The sequence below is a fragment of the Neorhizobium huautlense genome, from assembly GCF_002968575.1.
GTDB lineage: Bacteria > Pseudomonadota > Alphaproteobacteria > Rhizobiales > Rhizobiaceae > Neorhizobium > Neorhizobium huautlense.
Window position 1 is genome coordinate 91,632 of the sequence record NZ_PVBM01000012.1, and the last position, 17,660, is coordinate 109,291.

Genomic DNA, 17,660 nt, shown 5'->3' on the forward strand with positions numbered 1-17,660 from the left:
GGAGGCGGCACCCCAGAAGGAGGGCGCCGCCACTCAGGACACCATCAGTTGGCGGCGGCGCCGATTTCACGATCCCAGCGCTCGAGGAGCGCCTTGCGCTTTGCCGGGTCGCCGTAGGTCTTGAAGTCGTAGTCGATCAGTTTGATGTTCTCGAAGCGCGGAGCTTCCTTGGGGATTTGGGCGCTCTTGTTGGAGGGGAGCTGGAAGGATTTTGCATCCTTCATTCGCGACTGGACTTCCGAGGTCAGCGCCCAGTCGTACCAGATCTTGGCATTGTCGAGGTTGCGCGCACCCTTGATGATCGACATGGAGCCGATCTCGTAACCGGTGCCTTCGCACGGCGTAACCGACTTGACCGGGAAACCTTCTGCCGTCTGCGCCACCGCATCGTGCACAAAGACGATGCCGAGCGCTGTTTCTCCGCGGGCGGCCGCCTTGACCGGCGCGGAACCGGACTTTGTGTATTGCGAGATGTTATTGTTGAGCTTCTTCAGGTAATCGAAAGCCTGATCCTCGCCCATGATCTGCACCAGAGAGGCCAGCGCCGTGTAGGCCGTACCGGACGAATTTGGATTGGCGATCTGGATCTCACCCTTCAGTTCCGGCGCCAGGAGGTTCGCCCAGCAAACGGGCTCCTTGAACCCCTTCGATTTGAAGATTTCCGTGTTGTAGCCCCACCCGAGCGCGCCGGCGTAAACGCCGACGGTGCGGTAGCCGGAGCTTTCCGCCTGACTCTTGGCCCAGTCGTGCAACTCGTTGAGTTTTGCCGACTTGTATTCGAGCGTCAGGCCTTCGGAAGCGGCCTGCAGATGCGGGTCGCCCGTCCCGGCCCACCAGATGTCCGTCTTTGGGTTGCGCGCTTCCGCACGTACCTTGGCATAGGTCTCGCCGGATGAGAGGCGCACCATGTTCACTTTGATGTCGCCATGGGCTTTCTCGAAATCGCCCTTCATTTGCTCGCAAATGACGACGTCCGCCGAGCAAATGAGGTTGAGGTCGCCGGCCGCCTGCGCCGGGAGAGCTGCAAGCGCCGTACCAGCGAAGAGCATAAGGGAAAGGGTCTGTTTCATCGGGGCATCCTCCTGTTGCCTGGTTTCCGATTTTGGTGCGAACGAGACACGGCAGGGCCTTCGGCCTGCTTGCGAGCGGCGCGTTCACGAAGTTCGGGTCGTGGTTGGTGTTGGCAGTTAGTTAGTCGCTGATATCACCGCGTCGAACTGTTCGAGCAGCCGACTTCGCTCTTCCGGCGAGCCAAAGGTAGCGAAGTCGTAATCGACCATCTTGATCAACGAGATATCGGGGGCGGCGAGCGGCAAGGTCGATTTCGCGTTGGACGGGACCTGGTTCTGGCCGGCAGCGGCACCGGTCCCCTGACCTTCCGGGCTCAGGGCGAAATCGACGAACTGCCTTGCCTCTTCCGGATGCCGGGTACCCTTGACGATGCTGACAGCCCCGATCTCGTATCCGGTACCCTCACAGGGGGCGACGATGACGAGAGGCGATCCCGCCTGTTTCTGCGTCACGGCGTCATGCATGAAGGAAATGCCGATCAGGGTTTCTCCGCGCGCCGCCGCCTTGACCGGTGCGGCACCTGCGGTCGTGTACTGGTCGATATTGCGGTTGAGAGCCGCAAGGAAGCGGAAAGCCTCGTTTTCGCCGAAAAGCTGCACGAGCGTCGCAAGCGTCGTGAACGCGGTCCCCGACGACTTAGGATTGCCGCTCTGGATACGGCCGCGGTAGGCGATGTCCGTCAGGTCCTTCCAACAGGTCGGTGCAGGCAGCTTCAGTTCACGCAGAAGGTCGACGTTGTAGGCAAAGCCGAGTGCTCCGGCATAGATGCCCGCCGAGCGGCTACCGGACATGGCAAAAAAATTCAGCGCCCAGGGCAGCAGGTCTCGCTCATGCGCCGGCTGATACGTTTCGAGCAGGTTTTCCGAACCCGCCTGCAGATGCGTGTCACCAGTGCCGCCCCACCAGACGTCGACTGTCGGGGCCGCCTTCTCGGCACGGATCTGGTTGAGAATATCTCCGGTGCTCTTGCGGGTCATCGCAATTTCGAGGCCGGTTTTCGTCTCGTAGGCCGTCTTCATCTCGGCGCACCACGCTTCATCGACACCGCATAGCACGGTGAGCGATGGGGCGGCCATGCCAGACGAAACGCTGCACAACCACAATGCAACGCCCGCGCCGAAAGCGCTTTTACCTCTCACGATATCCTCCCATTTGGAACGGTGAACGTCCCAATCTCCGTACTCAGGATGCCATATCTGCCACCCGCCGCAACCCGCAGAATGGTTACCGTTTTTACAACGGCAGGCACGACCGACATCCCGAAAGTGACAAAGATTACAAATATGACAGGCCCCATAATGCGAGCCGCTTTGAAGATTGCGATGGCCCCGCCTATGATGGGCGCGGGAGGACGTGCATATGTTGAATGAGAGGATAAGGATTCTGATCGTCGAGGACGATCCGGATATGGCAGAGCTCATCTCCGACCTGGTAGAGGCGGAGGGCTGGACGCCGCTTACCGCGCCGTCGGCAGAAGAGGCCGCCGGCGTGATCAGCCGCGAAACCGTGCATCTGGTTCTAGTCGACCACAACCTTCCCGGCACCTCCGGTCGTACCTTCGCGCAACGCCTCCGCGCGCAGACCAATATCGGCATCGTCATGGTGACGGCCGCCGGCAGCGCAGCGGACCGGGTGCTCGGCCTGGAAACGGCGGCGGACGACTACGTCGTCAAACCCTTCGAGCCGATCGAGCTGACGGCACGCATCAAGGCTGTGCTGCGCCGGACGATCCCCTCGCTGAAGCACGAGCCGGAAATCGACCGCAAGCATGAACCGGCGGCGCTGAGGCTCGGCGACTGGTCGGTCGATCTTAAAAACCGGCGCGCCGTCTGCCTGAATGATCCCGCCAAATCCCTCACCAGCGCCGAATTTGCCCTCCTCGAAATTCTTGCCGAGACCCCGAACCTGCCCGTCAGCCGCGCTCACATCCTCGACAGGCTTGGCGCCGAAAGCGAGCGTTATATCGACCGCAATGTCGACGTGCTCGTGCTGCGCCTTCGCCGCAAGATCGAGCGCAATCCGGACCTGCCGCGCCACATCCAGACACGCCGCAGCAAGGGCTATGTACTGAGTACCGACGACGGCGAGCTCTCGCCGTGATCAGTCGCCCGTTTCTCTCCTCGATCGCCTTTCGGCTGCCCTTCGCGATTGTCTTCATCTGCGTACTTGTCTTCAGTCTGGCCACGGTCGCAGTCTACGGCCTCCAGCGCGCCCGCGAGGAGATGGCGGCTTACGGCCTGCAGGCGTTTTCAAGTCTCGCCAAGGCATCACTTGTCTCGCGGCAGGTCTCCGATCTGGTGTCCAGCGCGCCTTTCCTGATGAACGCCACGTCGCCTTACAGGGTCTCCAGCGAAAGCAGGTCGGTCGTCGCCCAGGTCGATGCGCTGCTTCTCACCATGCAGCCGAAACACGACGAGACGGTTATGAAGGGGTTTGCCGGGGCCCACATCGTCGAGCTGCTGGAGACGATCCGCATGCAGACGACGACACTTGCCGGCGATGCGGAAGCGGCTCAGCAGCACAAGGCAGAGGCCGCGGCCGCGCTTGGGGAAATTGCCACCGGCAGCGGGATCGCAGACGCCGATTTCCGGCGACAGCTCAACGATATCGTGCAGTCGGCGTCGAACTCGGACAGTCTTTTCCAGCTCGGGGAACTGCGCCGCCGCTATGTCTCAGAGACGACGCCGCGCCTGGAACGCTCAGCCCCGGATTCACGGATTTCCCCCGGCGAGCTGAGACCCTATGAGCGGGTCTTTGAGGCTCAGACACGTTATCTGCTTGAAATGTTTTCCATCCGCGCCGCAGTGGGGCGCCTGCATTCCGTTTCTCGCGATCTCTCGCATGCGACCGAGACCCAGAGCGAGGCCGTCGCCCGGGGTCTCAACGAAGATCTCATTTCGACGTCCGACGCTCTGAGCCGCTTGCTTGTCATCGTCGCCCTGGCGTCGCTGCTTGTACTGGTCATGGCGATTTTCTCCATCCGCTCCGTCATGCGCGTTTCGCGCGGAATCGTCGCGCTCTCCACCGGCATGAACGCGCTGGCCGAAGGACGCAAGGATGTAGAGACGCCGAGCTATGAGGGCACGGAGACGGAACTGGTCCGTCTGCTCGAAGCGTTCCGTGCGTTCCGGGAGAGTGTCGAGCGCGTGACGCGGCTGCGGCGCACGGCCGAGGCGGCCGCCCGTACCATCCGTTCCACGTTCCGCAGCATGAACGAGGGCATCGCGTTGTTCGATCCGCGCGGCCGGCCAATCACGATGAACCGGCGCGTCATCGAATTGGTCGGCTGGTCCGGCTCAGCCCGGAAACTGCCGCTCCGCAGTTTCGTCGCGCCCCTTGAAGAGATCGATCCGGCACTTCTGCCGGCCGAGAACGATGCCGGACTGCTCCGCGACCGGTCCGTGCTGCGCCATCGGTCCGATGCCGGCCGGGTGACGGAAGTTTCGCTATCGCGCCAGCCGGATGGCGGGATCATCCTTCTCGCACGCGATATTACCGACATGGATCGGCAGGAGGCCGAGGCAGCGAAGATCCAGCGCCTCGACGGCATCATGCGCATGACCCATCAGGTGAGCCATGAGGTAGGCAACATGATCGGGATCATCACCGGCAGCCTTGGCCTGCTGGAGCGCGAAACCGGTTTCAATGACCGGCAAAAGCGGCACATAGCCCGCATCCGCAAGGCTGCCGACCGCGGCAGGTCCCTCGCCGGAAGCATGCTTTCGATCGGCAGCCAGCAGCCGAGCAATCCTGGCCCGGTGGAGATCGGCGCAGTGCTGCGCGGCATGGCCGACGTGCTGGAAATCGCCATCGGCGAAAAATGCCGGCTTTCCTTCGAGATTGACGACGACCTGCCCACCGTCCTCATCGACGCAGCACTCTTCGAGCAATCGATCCTCAATCTCTGCCTGAATGCCGCTGCGGCTCTGCCGGCGGGCGGTACAATTGTTATTGGTTGTTCCCGCGGCGATGCCGGCGTCAGCGTCAGCGTGACGGACAACGGTATCGGCATGACACCCGAAGCCATCGACAAGGCCTTCGAACCTTATTTTACCACCCGGGACGCCGAAGGCGGCGCCGGTCTTGGCCTCGCTGTGGTCTACGGCTTCGTACGCCAAAGCGGCGGAGACGCTCGCATCACCTCTCTGCCGGGCAAGGGAACAGTCGTTGAACTTTTCTTTCCCGCATGAAACCTGCCATCCGCTCTTGAAGAGACCGACGATCCTACGACCTTTGCTGGTCGTGTCCATCGGCTCACTTTCTTTGTTTCATCGCGCCGGCCTGCACCGCGCCCCAGTTGATGGCACCTAGCCGCCTCACATGACGAGCGGCATCAGGACACGCATGAGCAATTTCAAATCGCGAGCGCCGTCGAAGGTCGTATCTTTCTCGAAATTTCCTGAAGACTGAGAAAAGCTTGGTAACGCTGTTCATGGGCCCCGACCATATCCTGGTCCCTCGGCTCATACACCGAGGCAACTGATGAGAGCGTGCCCATGGCGTGGCGAACATCGGGATAGACGCCGGCAGCGACACTGCCGAGGATGGCCGAGCCGAGCAGGACCGGTTCCTCTGCGACTGGGGCGAGGACCGGCTTGCCACAGGCATCCGCGAGGATCTGCCGGACCAGCGGACTTGCCCCCGCACCGCCGCTGATGACGACCCGTTCCACCGAAGCACCGGCCTTGGCCTGGGTCTCGATGATCTGGCGCAGTCCGTAACCGATGCCACAAAGGCCGGCGATGTAGAGAGCGACGAGGTTGTCGAGGTCGCGCTCCATTCCAAGCCCCGCGATGACGGCGCGGGCATGTGGATCGGCGAAGGGCGCGCGATTGCCGAGAAATTCCGGGACGACATGCAGGCCGGCCGCGAGCTCGACCGCCTCCGAGGCATTCGCGACCTTGCCCGTGGCGATTTCGGCCATAAAGGCTGGAAGCGACTTGCCCGCTACACGCGCCCTGGCTGTCGCCTCGCTTGCAGCCGGATGGAAGGAGAGAAGCTGGTCGATCGCAGCGCCAGCCGCACTCTGACCGCCCTCATTCAGCCACATGCCGGGCACCATGGCCGAGTAATAAGGCCCCCAGACGCCGGGCACGAAGACCGGCTCTGCGGTCGAGGTCATGGTGCAGGAGGAGGTGCCGAAGACATAGGCGAGGTTCTCGGCGGGATTGCCGCCGATCCCGACCGTACCGATCCCGCCCGCATGGGCGTCGATCATGCCGGCCGCGACCGCCGTGCCAGGCTTCAGCCCCATTTCGTTTGCCGCCTCCTCCGTCAGCCCCTGGCCGAGACGGGTCCCGGGCTCGACGATCGCCGTACCGATGCGGGCAAAGCCCTCAGCCGCCAGTTCGTTGAGACCGATCTTCTCGAAATAGCTTTCATCCCAGCGCGCCTCATGAGCGAGATAGGTCCACTTACAGGTCACGGTGCAAGTCGAGCGGGAAAGATCGCCGGTCGACTTCCAGGTGAGGAAATCGGCAAGGTCGAAGAATTGCCAGGCGGCCGCGAAGGTCGCGGGGCGGTTTTCCTTCAGCCACAGGATCTTCGGCGTCTCCATCTCGGGAGAAATGCGCCCGCCGACGTAGCGCAGCACGTCATGACCCATGGCGTTGATGCGCTCGGCCTGGGCAACCGCGCGATGGTCCATCCAGACGATGATATTGCGTTCGGCCTTCTCCGACGGCCCGACGGCGAGCGGCTTGCCGCCCTCCCCGAGCACGACGAGCGAGCACGTCGCATCGAAGCCGAGCCCGACGACCTGGGCCGGATCAACCCCGGCAGAAGCGACAACCTCACGGATGATCGCGCAGACCGCGTTCCAGATTTCCGTGCTCGACTGCTCGACGATCGAGCCGGCCTCGCGGAAAAGCGTGATGTCGCGCTTGGCAACCGACAGCATCTTGCCGGAGAGGTCGAACAGACCCGCACGCGCGCTTCCCGTTCCGACATCAACGCCGATGACGTATTGCTGGGCTCCCTCGGACGAGTTTTGGGCTGGGGTCATGATCTTACGCTCTGCTGTCGGCTTGTAGTGTGCGTGCTTCCGGATCACGCCGGCGTCAGAGATCGACGCTGTTCGGGAGGATCACGAGATCGCGGATCGTTACGTTGCGCGGCCTCGACAGCATGAAGAGCACGGCGTCGGCCACTTCCTTTGGCTGCATCAGGCTGCCATTGGCAAGCGCTTCCTCCATCTTGGCCTTCGGCCAGTCGTCGAGCAGTGCCGTGACGACTGGCCCTGGCAGGACCGCACCGACACGCACGCCATGCGGAGCGACCTGACGGCGGGTCGAATGCACGAAGGCCTGGACTGCGAACTTCGATGCCGTGTAGATCGGCTCCCAGACCACCGGCACCACCCCGGCAATCGAACTGGTGAACAGGATGTCGCCCGACTTCTGCGCGATCATGTGCGGCAGGACCGCATGCACCGAGCGGAAGGCGGCATTGATGTTGAGATTGAGCATCCGGTCCCAGGCATCCGGATCTCCCTCGGCCACCGGCCCACCGATATAGGCGCCGGCGTTGGCATGAAAGATATCGAGCCGGCCAGCAAGCTCCAGGATGCGGGGAAGCATGCTGGAGACGGCAGGACCGTCGAAGAGATCGACCACCAGGGGCTTTGCGCGCTCGCCGAATTCCTGGCAAAGCGTCTCGAGCTTGTCCTTGGCGCGGTCGATCAGAACGACGGTCGCGCCTTCGGCGATCAGTGTGCGGGCGCATTCAAGCCCGATACCTGAGGCTGCGCCGGTGATCCCCGCAACCTTGCCCTTCATCAGTTCAGTCATAACAGGTCTCCAGTCTTTATATCAGGCACGGCCATGGCTGACGCGCGAACGGCGAGCGAGCGAGTCGACGATCACGGCGATGGCGAGAACGGCACCGGTGATCATGTAGCGAAGCGACGAGCTGAGGTTGAGCAGCGTCAGGCCGTTCGAGATCGCCTGGATGACGATGATGCCGAGAAGTGCCGAGTAAGCGCTGCCGCGACCGCCGAAGAGGCTGGTGCCGCCGATGACGGCTGCGGCGATGGCGTTCAGATTGACGTCACCTGTGCCCGCCTGCTGGCTAGACGAGGCGAGACGGGCTGCCGAGAGCGTGCCACCGAGCGCGGCCAGCGTCGAGCACAGCATGAAGGCGCTCATGTAGATGCGGCGGACATTGATGCCGGAGCGGCGGGCGGCTTCGCGGTTGCCACCGACCGCGAACATGGACCGACCCCACTGAGTCTTGGTCAGTGCATAGTTGAGGATGACGACAAGAGCCACGAAGAGGCCGAACATCCATGGCACGCCGCGCCCCATATTGAGGTAGTAGACGGCAGCTTCCAGGACCAAAGTCAGAACGGCGGCCTTGACGACGAGGCTGCTCAGCGGCTGCGAGGAGAGATTGACCGCCTGACGGCGCTTCCTGATCACCAGACCGGCAGCAATCAGGACGGCACCCGGGACCAGGGCGAGCAGGTAGGACAGCCAGTCCGGCATCACGAGGATCTGGCCGAAGCGGACGAGCGGCGAAGCATAAGGCAGATTAATGCTGCCCGTTGGGCCGAGGATATAGAGCTGCATCCCAAGCAATGCCAACAAACCTGCAAGCGTGGCAACGAAGCTCGGCATGCCGAGACGATTGTAAAGCATGGCGTAGAGTGCACCGACTGCCGCGCCCGTGACCAGGGCGGCACCAATGGCGAGCGGCAGCGAAATGCCGAAATTGACCCAGAGCACGCCAATGATCGCGGAGGCGAGACCACTCATCGAGCCGACCGACAAGTCGATTTCGCCGAGGATGAGGACGCAGACGATACCGAGCGAGATGATGCCGACGGTGGCGCAATCGAACAGCAGGTTCACCAGATTGTTCGGTGCAAGGAAGATCGGGTTGAGGATGCTGAAGACCGTCGAGATGACGATCAGGCCGATCGCAACCGGTAGCATGCCGAGATCGCCGGAGCGGACGCGGCTGATGAAGGCGCGGATCGTGCCGCCAATGCCGTCGGCGTGGCTGACACGCTCGTCGCTGCGATCGAGTGCGAGCGAAGTGGGCTTGGAATTGGGGGACATGTCGGTGCTCATGCGTGGCTCCCGCCGGTTGCTGCCTGCTCGCCGCTCTTGCGGCCGATACGGCGCGAGACGGCGTTTTCCGTGGCCCCTGTGATGGCGGCCACGAGTTCGTGGCTGGACGCGTCCGGACTGAAGACGCCGTTGTTCTTGCCGAGACGCAGGACCACGATGCGGTCAGCGACTGCTCGTACGTCTTCCATGTTGTGGCTAATGATGATGACGCCGAGGCCGCGCTCACGCACGCGCTCGATCAGATTCAGAACCTCCGCCGTCTGGGCGACACCGAGGGCAGCGGTCGGCTCGTCGAGCATGATGATCTTCGGGTCGAGCAGCAGCGAGCGCGCGATCGCGACCGTCTGGCGCTGGCCGCCGGAGAGCGAGGCGATCGGTTCTCGGACCGAAGGGATACGGGCCGCGAGCTCCCGAAGCAGGGTCCAGGCTCGCACTTCCATCGCCACCTCGTCGAGGTTCCAGGGCGAAATCTCGTGACCGAGAAAAAGATTGGCTACGACGTCGAGATTTTCGCACAACGCCAGATCCTGGAACACCGTCGCGATGCCGAGTTCGAGCGCGCGGCTAGGGCTGTCGAGCGAGACTTCCTGGCCACAGAACTCAATCCGGCCGGAGCTCGGCCGATGGACGCCCGCCAGAACCTTGATTAGCGTCGACTTTCCGGCGCCGTTGTCCCCGACCAGAGCGACGACCTCGCCCGCCTTCACCTCCAGCTCGATGTCGGACAAAGCGGATACCGCACCGAAATTCTTCGAGACATTGCTCAGCTTCAGGATGGTCGTGCCCTTTGGAGGCAGACCGATGACATTTCGTTGCATGACGGGCGCTCTTCTTTCGACATGGGTCACGCCCGGCCGGAGCAAGCCCGGCCGAGCGCCTTGGGAGATCATTACTGAGTGATACCGAGCTTCTTGCAACCCTCGGCATATTCGCCGGTGCAGATTTCTTCGGGCTTCTGGATGCCCTTGTCGAAGATCTCAGCCTTGATGTTTTCCGCGGTCACAACGGCCGGCACGAAGAGCTCGGACGGCGTGTTGTAGAGCGTGGTCTTGGCTTCCGGGGTTTCGCCCTTCAGGAGCTTGACCGCGACGTTGGCGGCGGCAGCGGCGACGATTTCCGAAGGCTTGGAGATCGTGTTGTACTGGTCGCCCGAGATGATGAGCTGCAGGGCAGCGATCGTCGCGTCGTTACCCGTGATCGGCGGAACCGGGTTTACGCCGGCGGCCTTGAAGGCGGCGATCGCGCCACCGCCGGTCCCGTCGTTTGCGGCAACCACGCCCTTGATCTTGGCGCCGAAGCGGGTGATCTGGCCCGCCGCCCATTCCTGTGCCTTCGGCGGCGCCCATTCCGGCGTGTCGAATTCGGCAAGCGTCTTGTAGTCCGAGTCCTTCAGCCCGCGATGGATACCGTCACGGATGAGGCCTGCCGCCGCATCGGTCGGTGAACCGTTGATCTGCAGGACGCCCGAGCCGCCCGGAACACCACTCGCTTTCAGGTGATCGACGAGCGACTTGGCAATCGCATGGCCGATGCCTTCGTTGTCGAAGGAAACGTAGTAGTCGGCAGCCTTGTTCGGGATCGGCCGGTCATAGGCGATGACCTTGACGTCCTGGGACTGGGCGATTTCGACAAGCGCAGCAGCCGCAGCGGAATCGACCGGGTCGAGAACAACGACCTTGGCGCCCTGCGCGATCACCGAGTTGAACTGCTGTTGCTGGAGTGCGACGTCCGCATTGGCATTCTGATAGATGACGGTGCAGGACGGGCAGAGCTTGGCCATCTCGGCCTTGAAGCCCGGATAGTCGTGTTCTTCATAGCGCGTCGATGCCTGGTCGGGCATCAGGAAGGCGACGGTTGCCCCCTCCTGCGCGAGAGCGGAACCGGAAACCATTGCGGCGAGACCGGCGGTTGCCAGCAGCATGGAACGAATTTTCATGTCTCATTCTCCTCCTTGAATGGGAACAGCTCGCCTTAAAGAGACTGCCCCGGATCATCGCTCCCCATACCCATTCCGCGTCGCCTGACATGAGGACGCAGTTCATCGTTCGTCGCCGAACACATCGGCGCCGCAAGACATGGGCACTGACAGAACGCCTCCCGGCTGACTCTCCACAGCCAACCTGCATCATCGATGGAGCAACATTGCTCAATCGATGAAGCATCAATTGCCACTTCTCTCGTTTGATGTCAAGTTGGGTTCAGCAGGAGGAAGTCGTGAATCAGCAGCGCCCGCAGAAAAAGACGACGATCTACGATCTGGCCGAACTTGCCGCAACGTCGGCGAGCGCGGTGAGCGCCGTGCTAAACGGGAACTGGAAAAAGCGCCGGATCAGCACGCAGCTTGCCGAGAAGATCACCCGGATCGCCGAGGAGCAAGGCTACGCGGTGAACATGCAGGCGAGCCTGTTGCGGCGCGACAAGTCAAAGATCATCGGCATGATCGTGCCGAAATACGACAACCGCTATTTCGGCTCGATCGTCGAAACCTTCGAAATCATGGCGCGGGAACGCGGCCTGTTCCCTATCATCACCTGCACTTTGCGCGATCCGGATCTTGAGGTCGAGGCAGCTCGAACCATGCTATCTTACCAGGTCGAATGGCTGATCTCGACCGGCGCAACCAATCCCGACCGGATTACCGACATCTGCCTTGCAGCCGGTGCCCACAGTCTCAATCTCGATCTGCCGGGAACCAAAGCGCCCTCGGTCATCTCTGACAATTTCGCCGGCGCGCGCGAACTGACCAGGCGCACCCTCATCAATCACCAGCGCAAGACTGGCGTGATGTCGCCACTACTCTTTATCGGCGGGCGGGGCTCAGACCATAACACCGCTGAGCGTATCCGCGGTTTTCGCGTGGCGCACCAAGATCTCGGCGTCCCGATCGAGGAACAGCATATCCTTGCCTGCGGCTACGCCCCGGAAAAGGCTGCACAAGCGCTAAGCGCGATGGCAGCAAGGGAAGGAAGCGTGCCGCGCGGCATGTTCGTCAATTCGACCATCTCGCTGGAAGGCGTCATGCGGTGGATCAAGTCGTCGCCGCACTTAAACGGAGCGCCTCCCATCATCGGCTGCTTCGACTGGGATCCGTTCGTCGCGCTGCTTGGTCAAGACATCGAGATGGCGCGACAGGACGTGCCCGGCATGCTGACGGCCGCCTTCGACATCCTCGAAAAGGGTGGCGATGATACCAGGAATCTAATCGAGATTCCGCCTATCTTTGCGTGAGCCAGACAAGAGTGGGTTGTCCAACCCAAGGGACTTCCTAGGGAAGAGGGACGTGCAGGTATCTCCACAATGGACGCAGAAGCGGACGGGCGGATATCGATGGAATCTAAACCAACGAAGCCGTTGTTATGCGGCAGGAATCACGTCGGTCAAAGCAAGCGGGATCTTTGCTGCGGGCTTTACCTCAGCGATCTGCCGGTGAAAGCGGGCGTCGGCAAAGCGCAAGTCGAAAAAGTTGCGCAGCAGCTGGTCGAACGCGCCCGCCCTTTTAATTTCCAGCACCCCTCCGGGCACGCCGTCCATCTTTGGCGCTACGCGGCCACATCCACCGACACGAAACTCCCCGCCGTTGCCCACGGCGCTTACCACTCCCGTCCCTTGGACAGGAGTTAAAATTCTTTGACCTCCAGAAGATGCAACAAAGCTATTGAGTCTACTCGATAAAACTCCGGTTTAGACGGCATCAAGACCGACACCTATTACTGCGAATCAGGTATTTACAACTAACATGTTAAGTGCATATTATAACGATGTTAGTTCGGAGGAGCAGTCTATTGGGAACGAAGTTCGGCCTGTCAGCGGCGCTGACCACACCGTTTGACGAAAGCGGCAGAATCCTGCTCCCCCTCCTCGTGGAACATGCGAAGTTTTGCCTCGCTCATAGTTGCGATAGCGTCACGGTGTTCGGCACCACCGGCGAAGGCAGCTCGATTGGCTCCCACGAGCGCGGCAAGGTTCTTTCGGCGCTGACGTCCGCCGGTATTTCCGGCAGACAGATCGTTGCGGGTGTTCTCGTGGATTCTGTTTTGGATGCGGTGGAGCAGATGGCTGAGGCACTGGATGCCGGAGCGCGGAACATTCTGCTGGCCCCGCCTTCGTATTTCAAGAATGTCTCCGATGACGGCCTGTTCGGATGGTTTTCCGCAGTCTTTGCCGGACTAGGCTCCAAGGCGCGCGATGTGATCGTCTACAACATACCCTCGGTCACCATGGTCAAGATCTCGGTTGAGCTTGTTGCGCGGATGCGGGCGGCTTTTCCGGCCATCGTGGTCGGCGTCAAGGATTCTGGCGGCGATTGGACGTATACGGAGCATCTTTTGAAGGGCCACGGCGACCTGGCGATCATGATCGGCGATGAACGTCATCTGGCCCAAGGCACCCGCATGGGCGGCCAGGGCGCCATTTCCGGCATGGCCAACCTCTTGGGCGCTGAAGTGCGCGCCATGGCCGTGGATGGCAAGGATGATCGCCGCGTCACCGATCTTGTGGAAGTCATCCTGAAATATCCGGTCACCCCGTCCGTCAAGGCGCTGGTTGCCCATACGAGCGGGAACACGCTATGGCTGAACGTGAGGCCTCCGCTCGTTACCGTCGCGCCGCAGGATCGCGAACGGATTGCTCTGGCATTCGATCAGGCTTTCGCAACGCGGGCCGCCTGAGGCTCAATGGAGACGTTCATGGAGGAGACAGGCGAACAGGTTCCGTTGCGGGAAAAGGCGTATGAAAGCTTCACGCGTCATCTGCTCGCGCGGGATGTTCGCCCCGGCCAGTTTATTTCGCAGCGGCAGCTGGTGGAACTGACGGGGCTGACCCTCGGTGCGATCCGTGAACTCATTCCGCGGCTGGAAACGGAAGGGCTGATCAAGACCGTGCCGCAGCGCGGGCTTCAGATCGCTCATATTGATCTCAGCCTGATCCGCGAAGCCTTTCAGTTCCGCATCGTGCTGGAAAAAGAGGCGGTCGTCTTCTTCACCCGCAATGCAGGCGATCAGGCGGTCCAGCAACTGCTGGAGCAACATCGGGATATCGTGCAGCGGATTGAGGCGAACGGCCCTTCACCCGAGCTGGAACAGCATGCACAGGCAACGGACTGGGGCATGCACAATGCCTTTATCGATGCCATGGGCAATTCGATCATCTCGAATGCCTATCGCGTGAATGCCATCAAGATGCGGCTGATCAATCAGGAGCGCATCCGCATCGAAGGGCGCGTGGGCCCGGTCATGAAGGAACATCTAGCGGTGCTCGAAGCCATCGAACGCCGATCGGTTGAAGACGCGATCCAGCGCCTTGTGGCACATATCGGAAATGCGAGGGATCGCGCACTCGCAGTGTGATTTTGTCAATCGGCCGCTCGGAGGAGATGCGGTCGTTCAAAGGGAGGATAATATGACGACTTCGATCATGAAGCCGACGCGTCGCTCGTTTCTGGCGGCCAGCGCGGCATTGGGCGGCGCAGCCATGCTGGGCGGAAGACCGGCATCCGCGGCTGTCGACTGGAAGCGCTTTGCCGGCAAGACGCTGAACGTCAACCTGGTCAAGAGCCCGCGCAGCGAAACCCTCATCAAGTATCTTCCGGAGTTCGAAAGCCTCACCGGCATGAAGGTGAATGCCGAAGCAACGCCGGAACAGCAGCAGCGCCAGAAGACGGTGATCGAACTCAGCACCGGCAAGCCAAGCTTCGATGTGGTGCATCTGAGCTATCACGTGCAGAAGCGCCAGTTCGAAAAGGGCAATTGGTTGGCCGATATCAGCGGCTTTCTGAAAGACCCGTCGCTAACTGATCCTTCCCTGACGGAAGGCGATTTTGCCGAAGCAGGTCTGCTGTTTGCCAAGGATGCCAAGGGCGTTCTGCGGTCGCTGCCCTTCTCAGTGGATTACTGGATCGTCTACTGGAACAAGGATCTCTTCGAAAAGAAGGGGCTTTCCTACCCCACCACATTCGAGGAAATGGTTGCCGCTGCCGAGAAGATTACTGATCCTTCGTCAAACACCTACGGCTTCGTCGCGCGCGGCCTGAAGAATGCGAATACCCCGGTCTGGACTTCGCTGATGTTGGGTTACGGAGCGGCCCCCATCGGTGCCGACGGCAAGGTGAACACGACATCCAAGGAAGCGGTCGAGGCGGCGAAACTCTACCAGCGGCTGATGACCAAGGCGGCCCCTCCCGGCGTCTCCGGCTTCAACTGGGCGGAAGCACAATCGGCCTTCCTTCAGGGCAAGATCGGTATGTGGTTCGATGGCGTGGGCTTTGCGCCGCCAATCGAGGATCCCCAGAAGTCGCGGGTGGTCGGCAAGACCGGTTATGGCGTGATGCCCAAGGGTCCGGTGGCACAGGCTTCCGGCACCTTCGGCGATGGCCTTGGGGTTGTCGAAGCTTCCGCCAACAAGGAGGCAGCCTACCTGTTTTGCCAGTGGGCCATCTCGCACGATATGGGCGCACGCCTGTTGCAGGCCGGTGCCGGGGTTCCGTTCCGGCAGTCCATCCTGTCCGATCCCAAGGTGCGCGAAGGCGTAAAGATGCCGGGTGCATGGCTGGATGCGGTCGCTGGTTCCGGCAAGATTTCCAAGCTCGCGCTGCCGGTCGTGATCCCGGTTACCGAATTCCGCGATATCTACGGGGTTGCGCTCACCAATATGATCGGCGGTGCCGATCCTGAAACAGAACTGAAGAACGCCACGGCCCAGTTCGAGCCGGTTCTGGCGCGAAGCGAGGGATAATGGCATCGTTGGGCATCGAAAACTCGATGGCTGACGGCAAGGCAAAGAGGGGCAAGCCATCACGGCTTGCTCCCAATTACTGGCCTTTCGTTCTCCCATCCCTGCTGGTCGTGTCGGCGGTCATCGTTTTTCCATGGCTTTTCACGCTGTGGATGAGCGTCAATAGCTGGACATTGGGGCAGCCACGCACCTTCATCGGTTTTGCCAATTTTGTGCGGCTGGCGCAGGATATGCGGTTCTGGGAATCTTTGTGGCATACCACGACATACACCGCCCTTTCCGTTGTCCTCCCGCTGTTCTTCGGTACGCTGGCAGCATTGGTTTTCGATGCAAAATTCCCGTTCCGCGGCTTGCTCCGCGGCGTCTTCGTGATGCCCATGATGGCGACGCCGGTGGCCGTGGCACTGGTCTGGACGATGATGTTCCACCCGCAGCTTGGCGTTTTGAACTATATGCTATCGTTCATCGGTGTCGGGCCGCAGGAATGGATCTACAACCAGTTCACCGTCATTCCGTCCCTGGTGCTTGTCGAAACCTGGCAGTGGACACCGCTCGTCATGCTGATCGTGCTGGGCGGGCTGGCTGCCGTGCCGCGCGAACCCTATGAAAGCGCGGAAATAGACGGTGCCAATGCCTGGCAGAAATTCCGCTACCTCACCATGCCGATGATCGCGCCCTTTCTGATGATTGCCGTCATCATCCGCTCCATCGATGCGATCAAGAGCTTCGACATCATTTATGCGATGACGCAGGGCGGACCGGGCACGGCCTCGGAAACCATCAATATTTATCTCTACAATACGGCATTCGCCTATTATGACATTGGTTACGGCTCAGCCATGGCCGTGGTCTTTTTCCTGATCATCATTGCGCTCTCCTTCGTTCTTCTGATGGTTCGCCAGCGCGCTCAGTGGTCGGATATGGAGGACCGTTGATGACCAGCCGCATCATTCGCGAGAAGACGCTCGATCAGGTCGGCCTTCTTTTCGTTGCCTTCGTCATGGTTTCGCCCGTCATCCTGTTTTTTCTCTGGATGATTTCGCTGTCGCTGAAATACGAGATCGACAACGGTGCCTATCCGCCCATCCTCATCCCTGAAACGTTCGCCTGGTCGAATTATGCGAAGGTGTTCGAGGAAAACAATTTCCTCCTCTACTTTTGGAATTCCGTTCTGGTGACAGGTTCGGCCACGCTGCTGGCGCTGATCATCGGGGTGCCATCCGGCTATGGGATTGCCCGGTTGAAGGCGGAAAAATCGGCTGTCGTGATCATGATCGCCCGCATGACGCCCGGCCTCTCCTTCCTCATCCCCCTCTTCCTGCTATTCCAATGGACTGGCCTCATCGGCACGCTCTGGCCGCAGATCATCATTCATCTCGTCGTCACGGTTCCCATCGTGGTCTGGATCATGATCGGTTACTTCGAAACGACACCAATGGAACTGGAAGAGGCCGCCAGTATCGATGGCGCGACACCGTGGCAGGTCTTCCGGATGGTGGCACTGCCTATCGCCAAGCCGGGTATCGTCGTCTCCTTCATTCTGGCGCTCATCTCTCGTGGAACAACTTCGTCTTCGGCATAGTGCTTGCCAATCGCGAAACAAGAACGCTGCCGGTCGCCGTCTACAACATGCTCTCCTTCGAGCAGGTCAGCTGGGGGCCGCTTGCAGCCGCAGCCCTGATCGTCACCCTGCCCGTGCTATTGCTGACCATGTTTGCGCAAAAGCAGATCGTGGCCGGTCTCACCGCCGGTGCCGTCAAGGGCGGTTGAAGGCACCAATTTCTCGCC

General features: G+C 61.1%; 15 protein-coding genes and 1 pseudogene. 8 read left to right on the plus strand and 8 right to left on the minus strand.

The genetic code is table 11. The annotated features are described in order from the left end of the window. Positions 1-44: 44 nt before the first annotated feature. Together C5L12_RS15050 and C5L12_RS15055 are read right to left on the minus strand one after the other, a co-directional pair. Positions 45-1,070 carry an ABC transporter substrate-binding protein gene (locus C5L12_RS15050; RefSeq protein WP_105372862.1) on the minus strand — a complete coding sequence of 342 codons (1,026 nt, stop codon included), beginning with the start codon at positions 1,068-1,070 and terminating at the stop codon, positions 45-47. 117 nt (positions 1,071-1,187) lie between these two features. Further along, positions 1,188-2,210, minus strand: coding sequence for an ABC transporter substrate-binding protein (locus C5L12_RS15055; protein WP_105372863.1), 1,023 nt, complete (start codon positions 2,208-2,210; stop codon positions 1,188-1,190). Positions 2,211-2,430: 220 nt separating this feature from the next. On the opposite strand from C5L12_RS15055, the gene C5L12_RS15060 reads away from it, so the two are divergent. Both C5L12_RS15060 and C5L12_RS15065 read left to right on the plus strand, forming a co-directional pair. Further along, positions 2,431-3,171 carry a response regulator gene (locus tag C5L12_RS15060; protein ID WP_105372864.1) on the plus strand — a complete coding sequence of 247 codons (741 nt, stop codon included), beginning with the start codon at positions 2,431-2,433 and terminating at the stop codon, positions 3,169-3,171. Then, complete coding sequence (locus tag C5L12_RS15065) at positions 3,168-5,261, plus strand: ATP-binding protein (RefSeq protein ID WP_105372865.1); 2,094 nt, start codon at positions 3,168-3,170, stop codon at positions 5,259-5,261. The genes C5L12_RS15060 and C5L12_RS15065 overlap by 4 nt, the downstream gene beginning before the upstream one ends. A gap of 164 nt (positions 5,262-5,425) precedes the next feature. Here C5L12_RS15065 and C5L12_RS15070 read toward each other — a convergent pair whose 3' ends face one another. The 5 genes from C5L12_RS15070 to C5L12_RS15090 all read right to left on the minus strand — a co-directional run bounded on the left by C5L12_RS15070 (position 5,426) and on the right by C5L12_RS15090 (position 11,079). After that, positions 5,426-7,075: an FGGY-family carbohydrate kinase gene (locus tag C5L12_RS15070; RefSeq protein ID WP_105372866.1), complete on the minus strand. Its 1,650-nt coding sequence runs from the start codon at positions 7,073-7,075 to the stop codon at positions 5,426-5,428. 55 nt (positions 7,076-7,130) lie between these two features. Beyond that, positions 7,131-7,859, minus strand: a complete 729-nt coding sequence (locus C5L12_RS15075) for an SDR family oxidoreductase (protein ID WP_105372867.1) — start codon at positions 7,857-7,859, stop codon at positions 7,131-7,133. 21 nt (positions 7,860-7,880) lie between these two features. Beyond that, positions 7,881-9,131, minus strand: a complete 1,251-nt coding sequence (locus C5L12_RS15080) for a sugar ABC transporter permease (protein WP_105372924.1) — start codon at positions 9,129-9,131, stop codon at positions 7,881-7,883. Positions 9,132-9,139: 8 nt separating this feature from the next. After that, positions 9,140-9,961, minus strand: coding sequence for an ATP-binding cassette domain-containing protein (locus C5L12_RS15085; protein WP_105372925.1), 822 nt, complete (start codon positions 9,959-9,961; stop codon positions 9,140-9,142). A gap of 71 nt (positions 9,962-10,032) precedes the next feature. Next, a complete protein-coding gene (locus tag C5L12_RS15090) occupies positions 10,033-11,079 on the minus strand; it encodes an ABC transporter substrate-binding protein (RefSeq protein WP_105372868.1) in 1,047 nt (348 codons plus the stop codon). A gap of 278 nt (positions 11,080-11,357) precedes the next feature. On the opposite strand from C5L12_RS15090, the gene C5L12_RS15095 reads away from it, so the two are divergent. After that, the gene (locus tag C5L12_RS15095) at positions 11,358-12,371 is read left to right on the plus strand and encodes a helix-turn-helix transcriptional regulator (RefSeq protein WP_105372869.1); all 1,014 of its coding nucleotides are present in this window, start codon (positions 11,358-11,360) and stop codon (positions 12,369-12,371) included. Between the two features lie 126 nt (positions 12,372-12,497). Here the strand turns inward: C5L12_RS15095 and C5L12_RS28150 are convergent, their stop codons facing one another. Then, positions 12,498-12,674: a hypothetical protein gene (locus C5L12_RS28150; protein ID WP_157949053.1), complete on the minus strand. Its 177-nt coding sequence runs from the start codon at positions 12,672-12,674 to the stop codon at positions 12,498-12,500. 251 nt (positions 12,675-12,925) lie between these two features. Between C5L12_RS28150 and C5L12_RS15100 the strand changes: the two genes are divergently transcribed. From C5L12_RS15100 to C5L12_RS15120, 5 genes and pseudogenes are all read left to right on the plus strand, one after another. Further along, complete coding sequence (locus C5L12_RS15100) at positions 12,926-13,810, plus strand: dihydrodipicolinate synthase family protein (protein WP_105372870.1); 885 nt, start codon at positions 12,926-12,928, stop codon at positions 13,808-13,810. An 18-nt stretch (positions 13,811-13,828) separates the two neighbouring features. After that, on the plus strand, positions 13,829-14,488 hold the full coding sequence (locus C5L12_RS15105) for a GntR family transcriptional regulator (RefSeq protein ID WP_105372871.1): 660 nt from the start codon (positions 13,829-13,831) through the stop codon (positions 14,486-14,488). A gap of 52 nt (positions 14,489-14,540) precedes the next feature. After that, complete coding sequence (locus C5L12_RS15110; RefSeq protein ID WP_105372872.1) at positions 14,541-15,872, plus strand: ABC transporter substrate-binding protein; 1,332 nt, start codon at positions 14,541-14,543, stop codon at positions 15,870-15,872. After that, positions 15,872-16,807, plus strand: coding sequence for a carbohydrate ABC transporter permease (locus C5L12_RS15115; protein WP_105372873.1), 936 nt, complete (start codon positions 15,872-15,874; stop codon positions 16,805-16,807). Before C5L12_RS15110 ends, C5L12_RS15115 begins: the two co-directional genes overlap by 1 nt. Positions 16,808-16,821: 14 nt before the next feature. Further along, positions 16,822-17,642, plus strand: a pseudogene (locus C5L12_RS15120) (carbohydrate ABC transporter permease). The last annotated feature ends 18 nt before the right edge of the window (positions 17,643-17,660 follow it).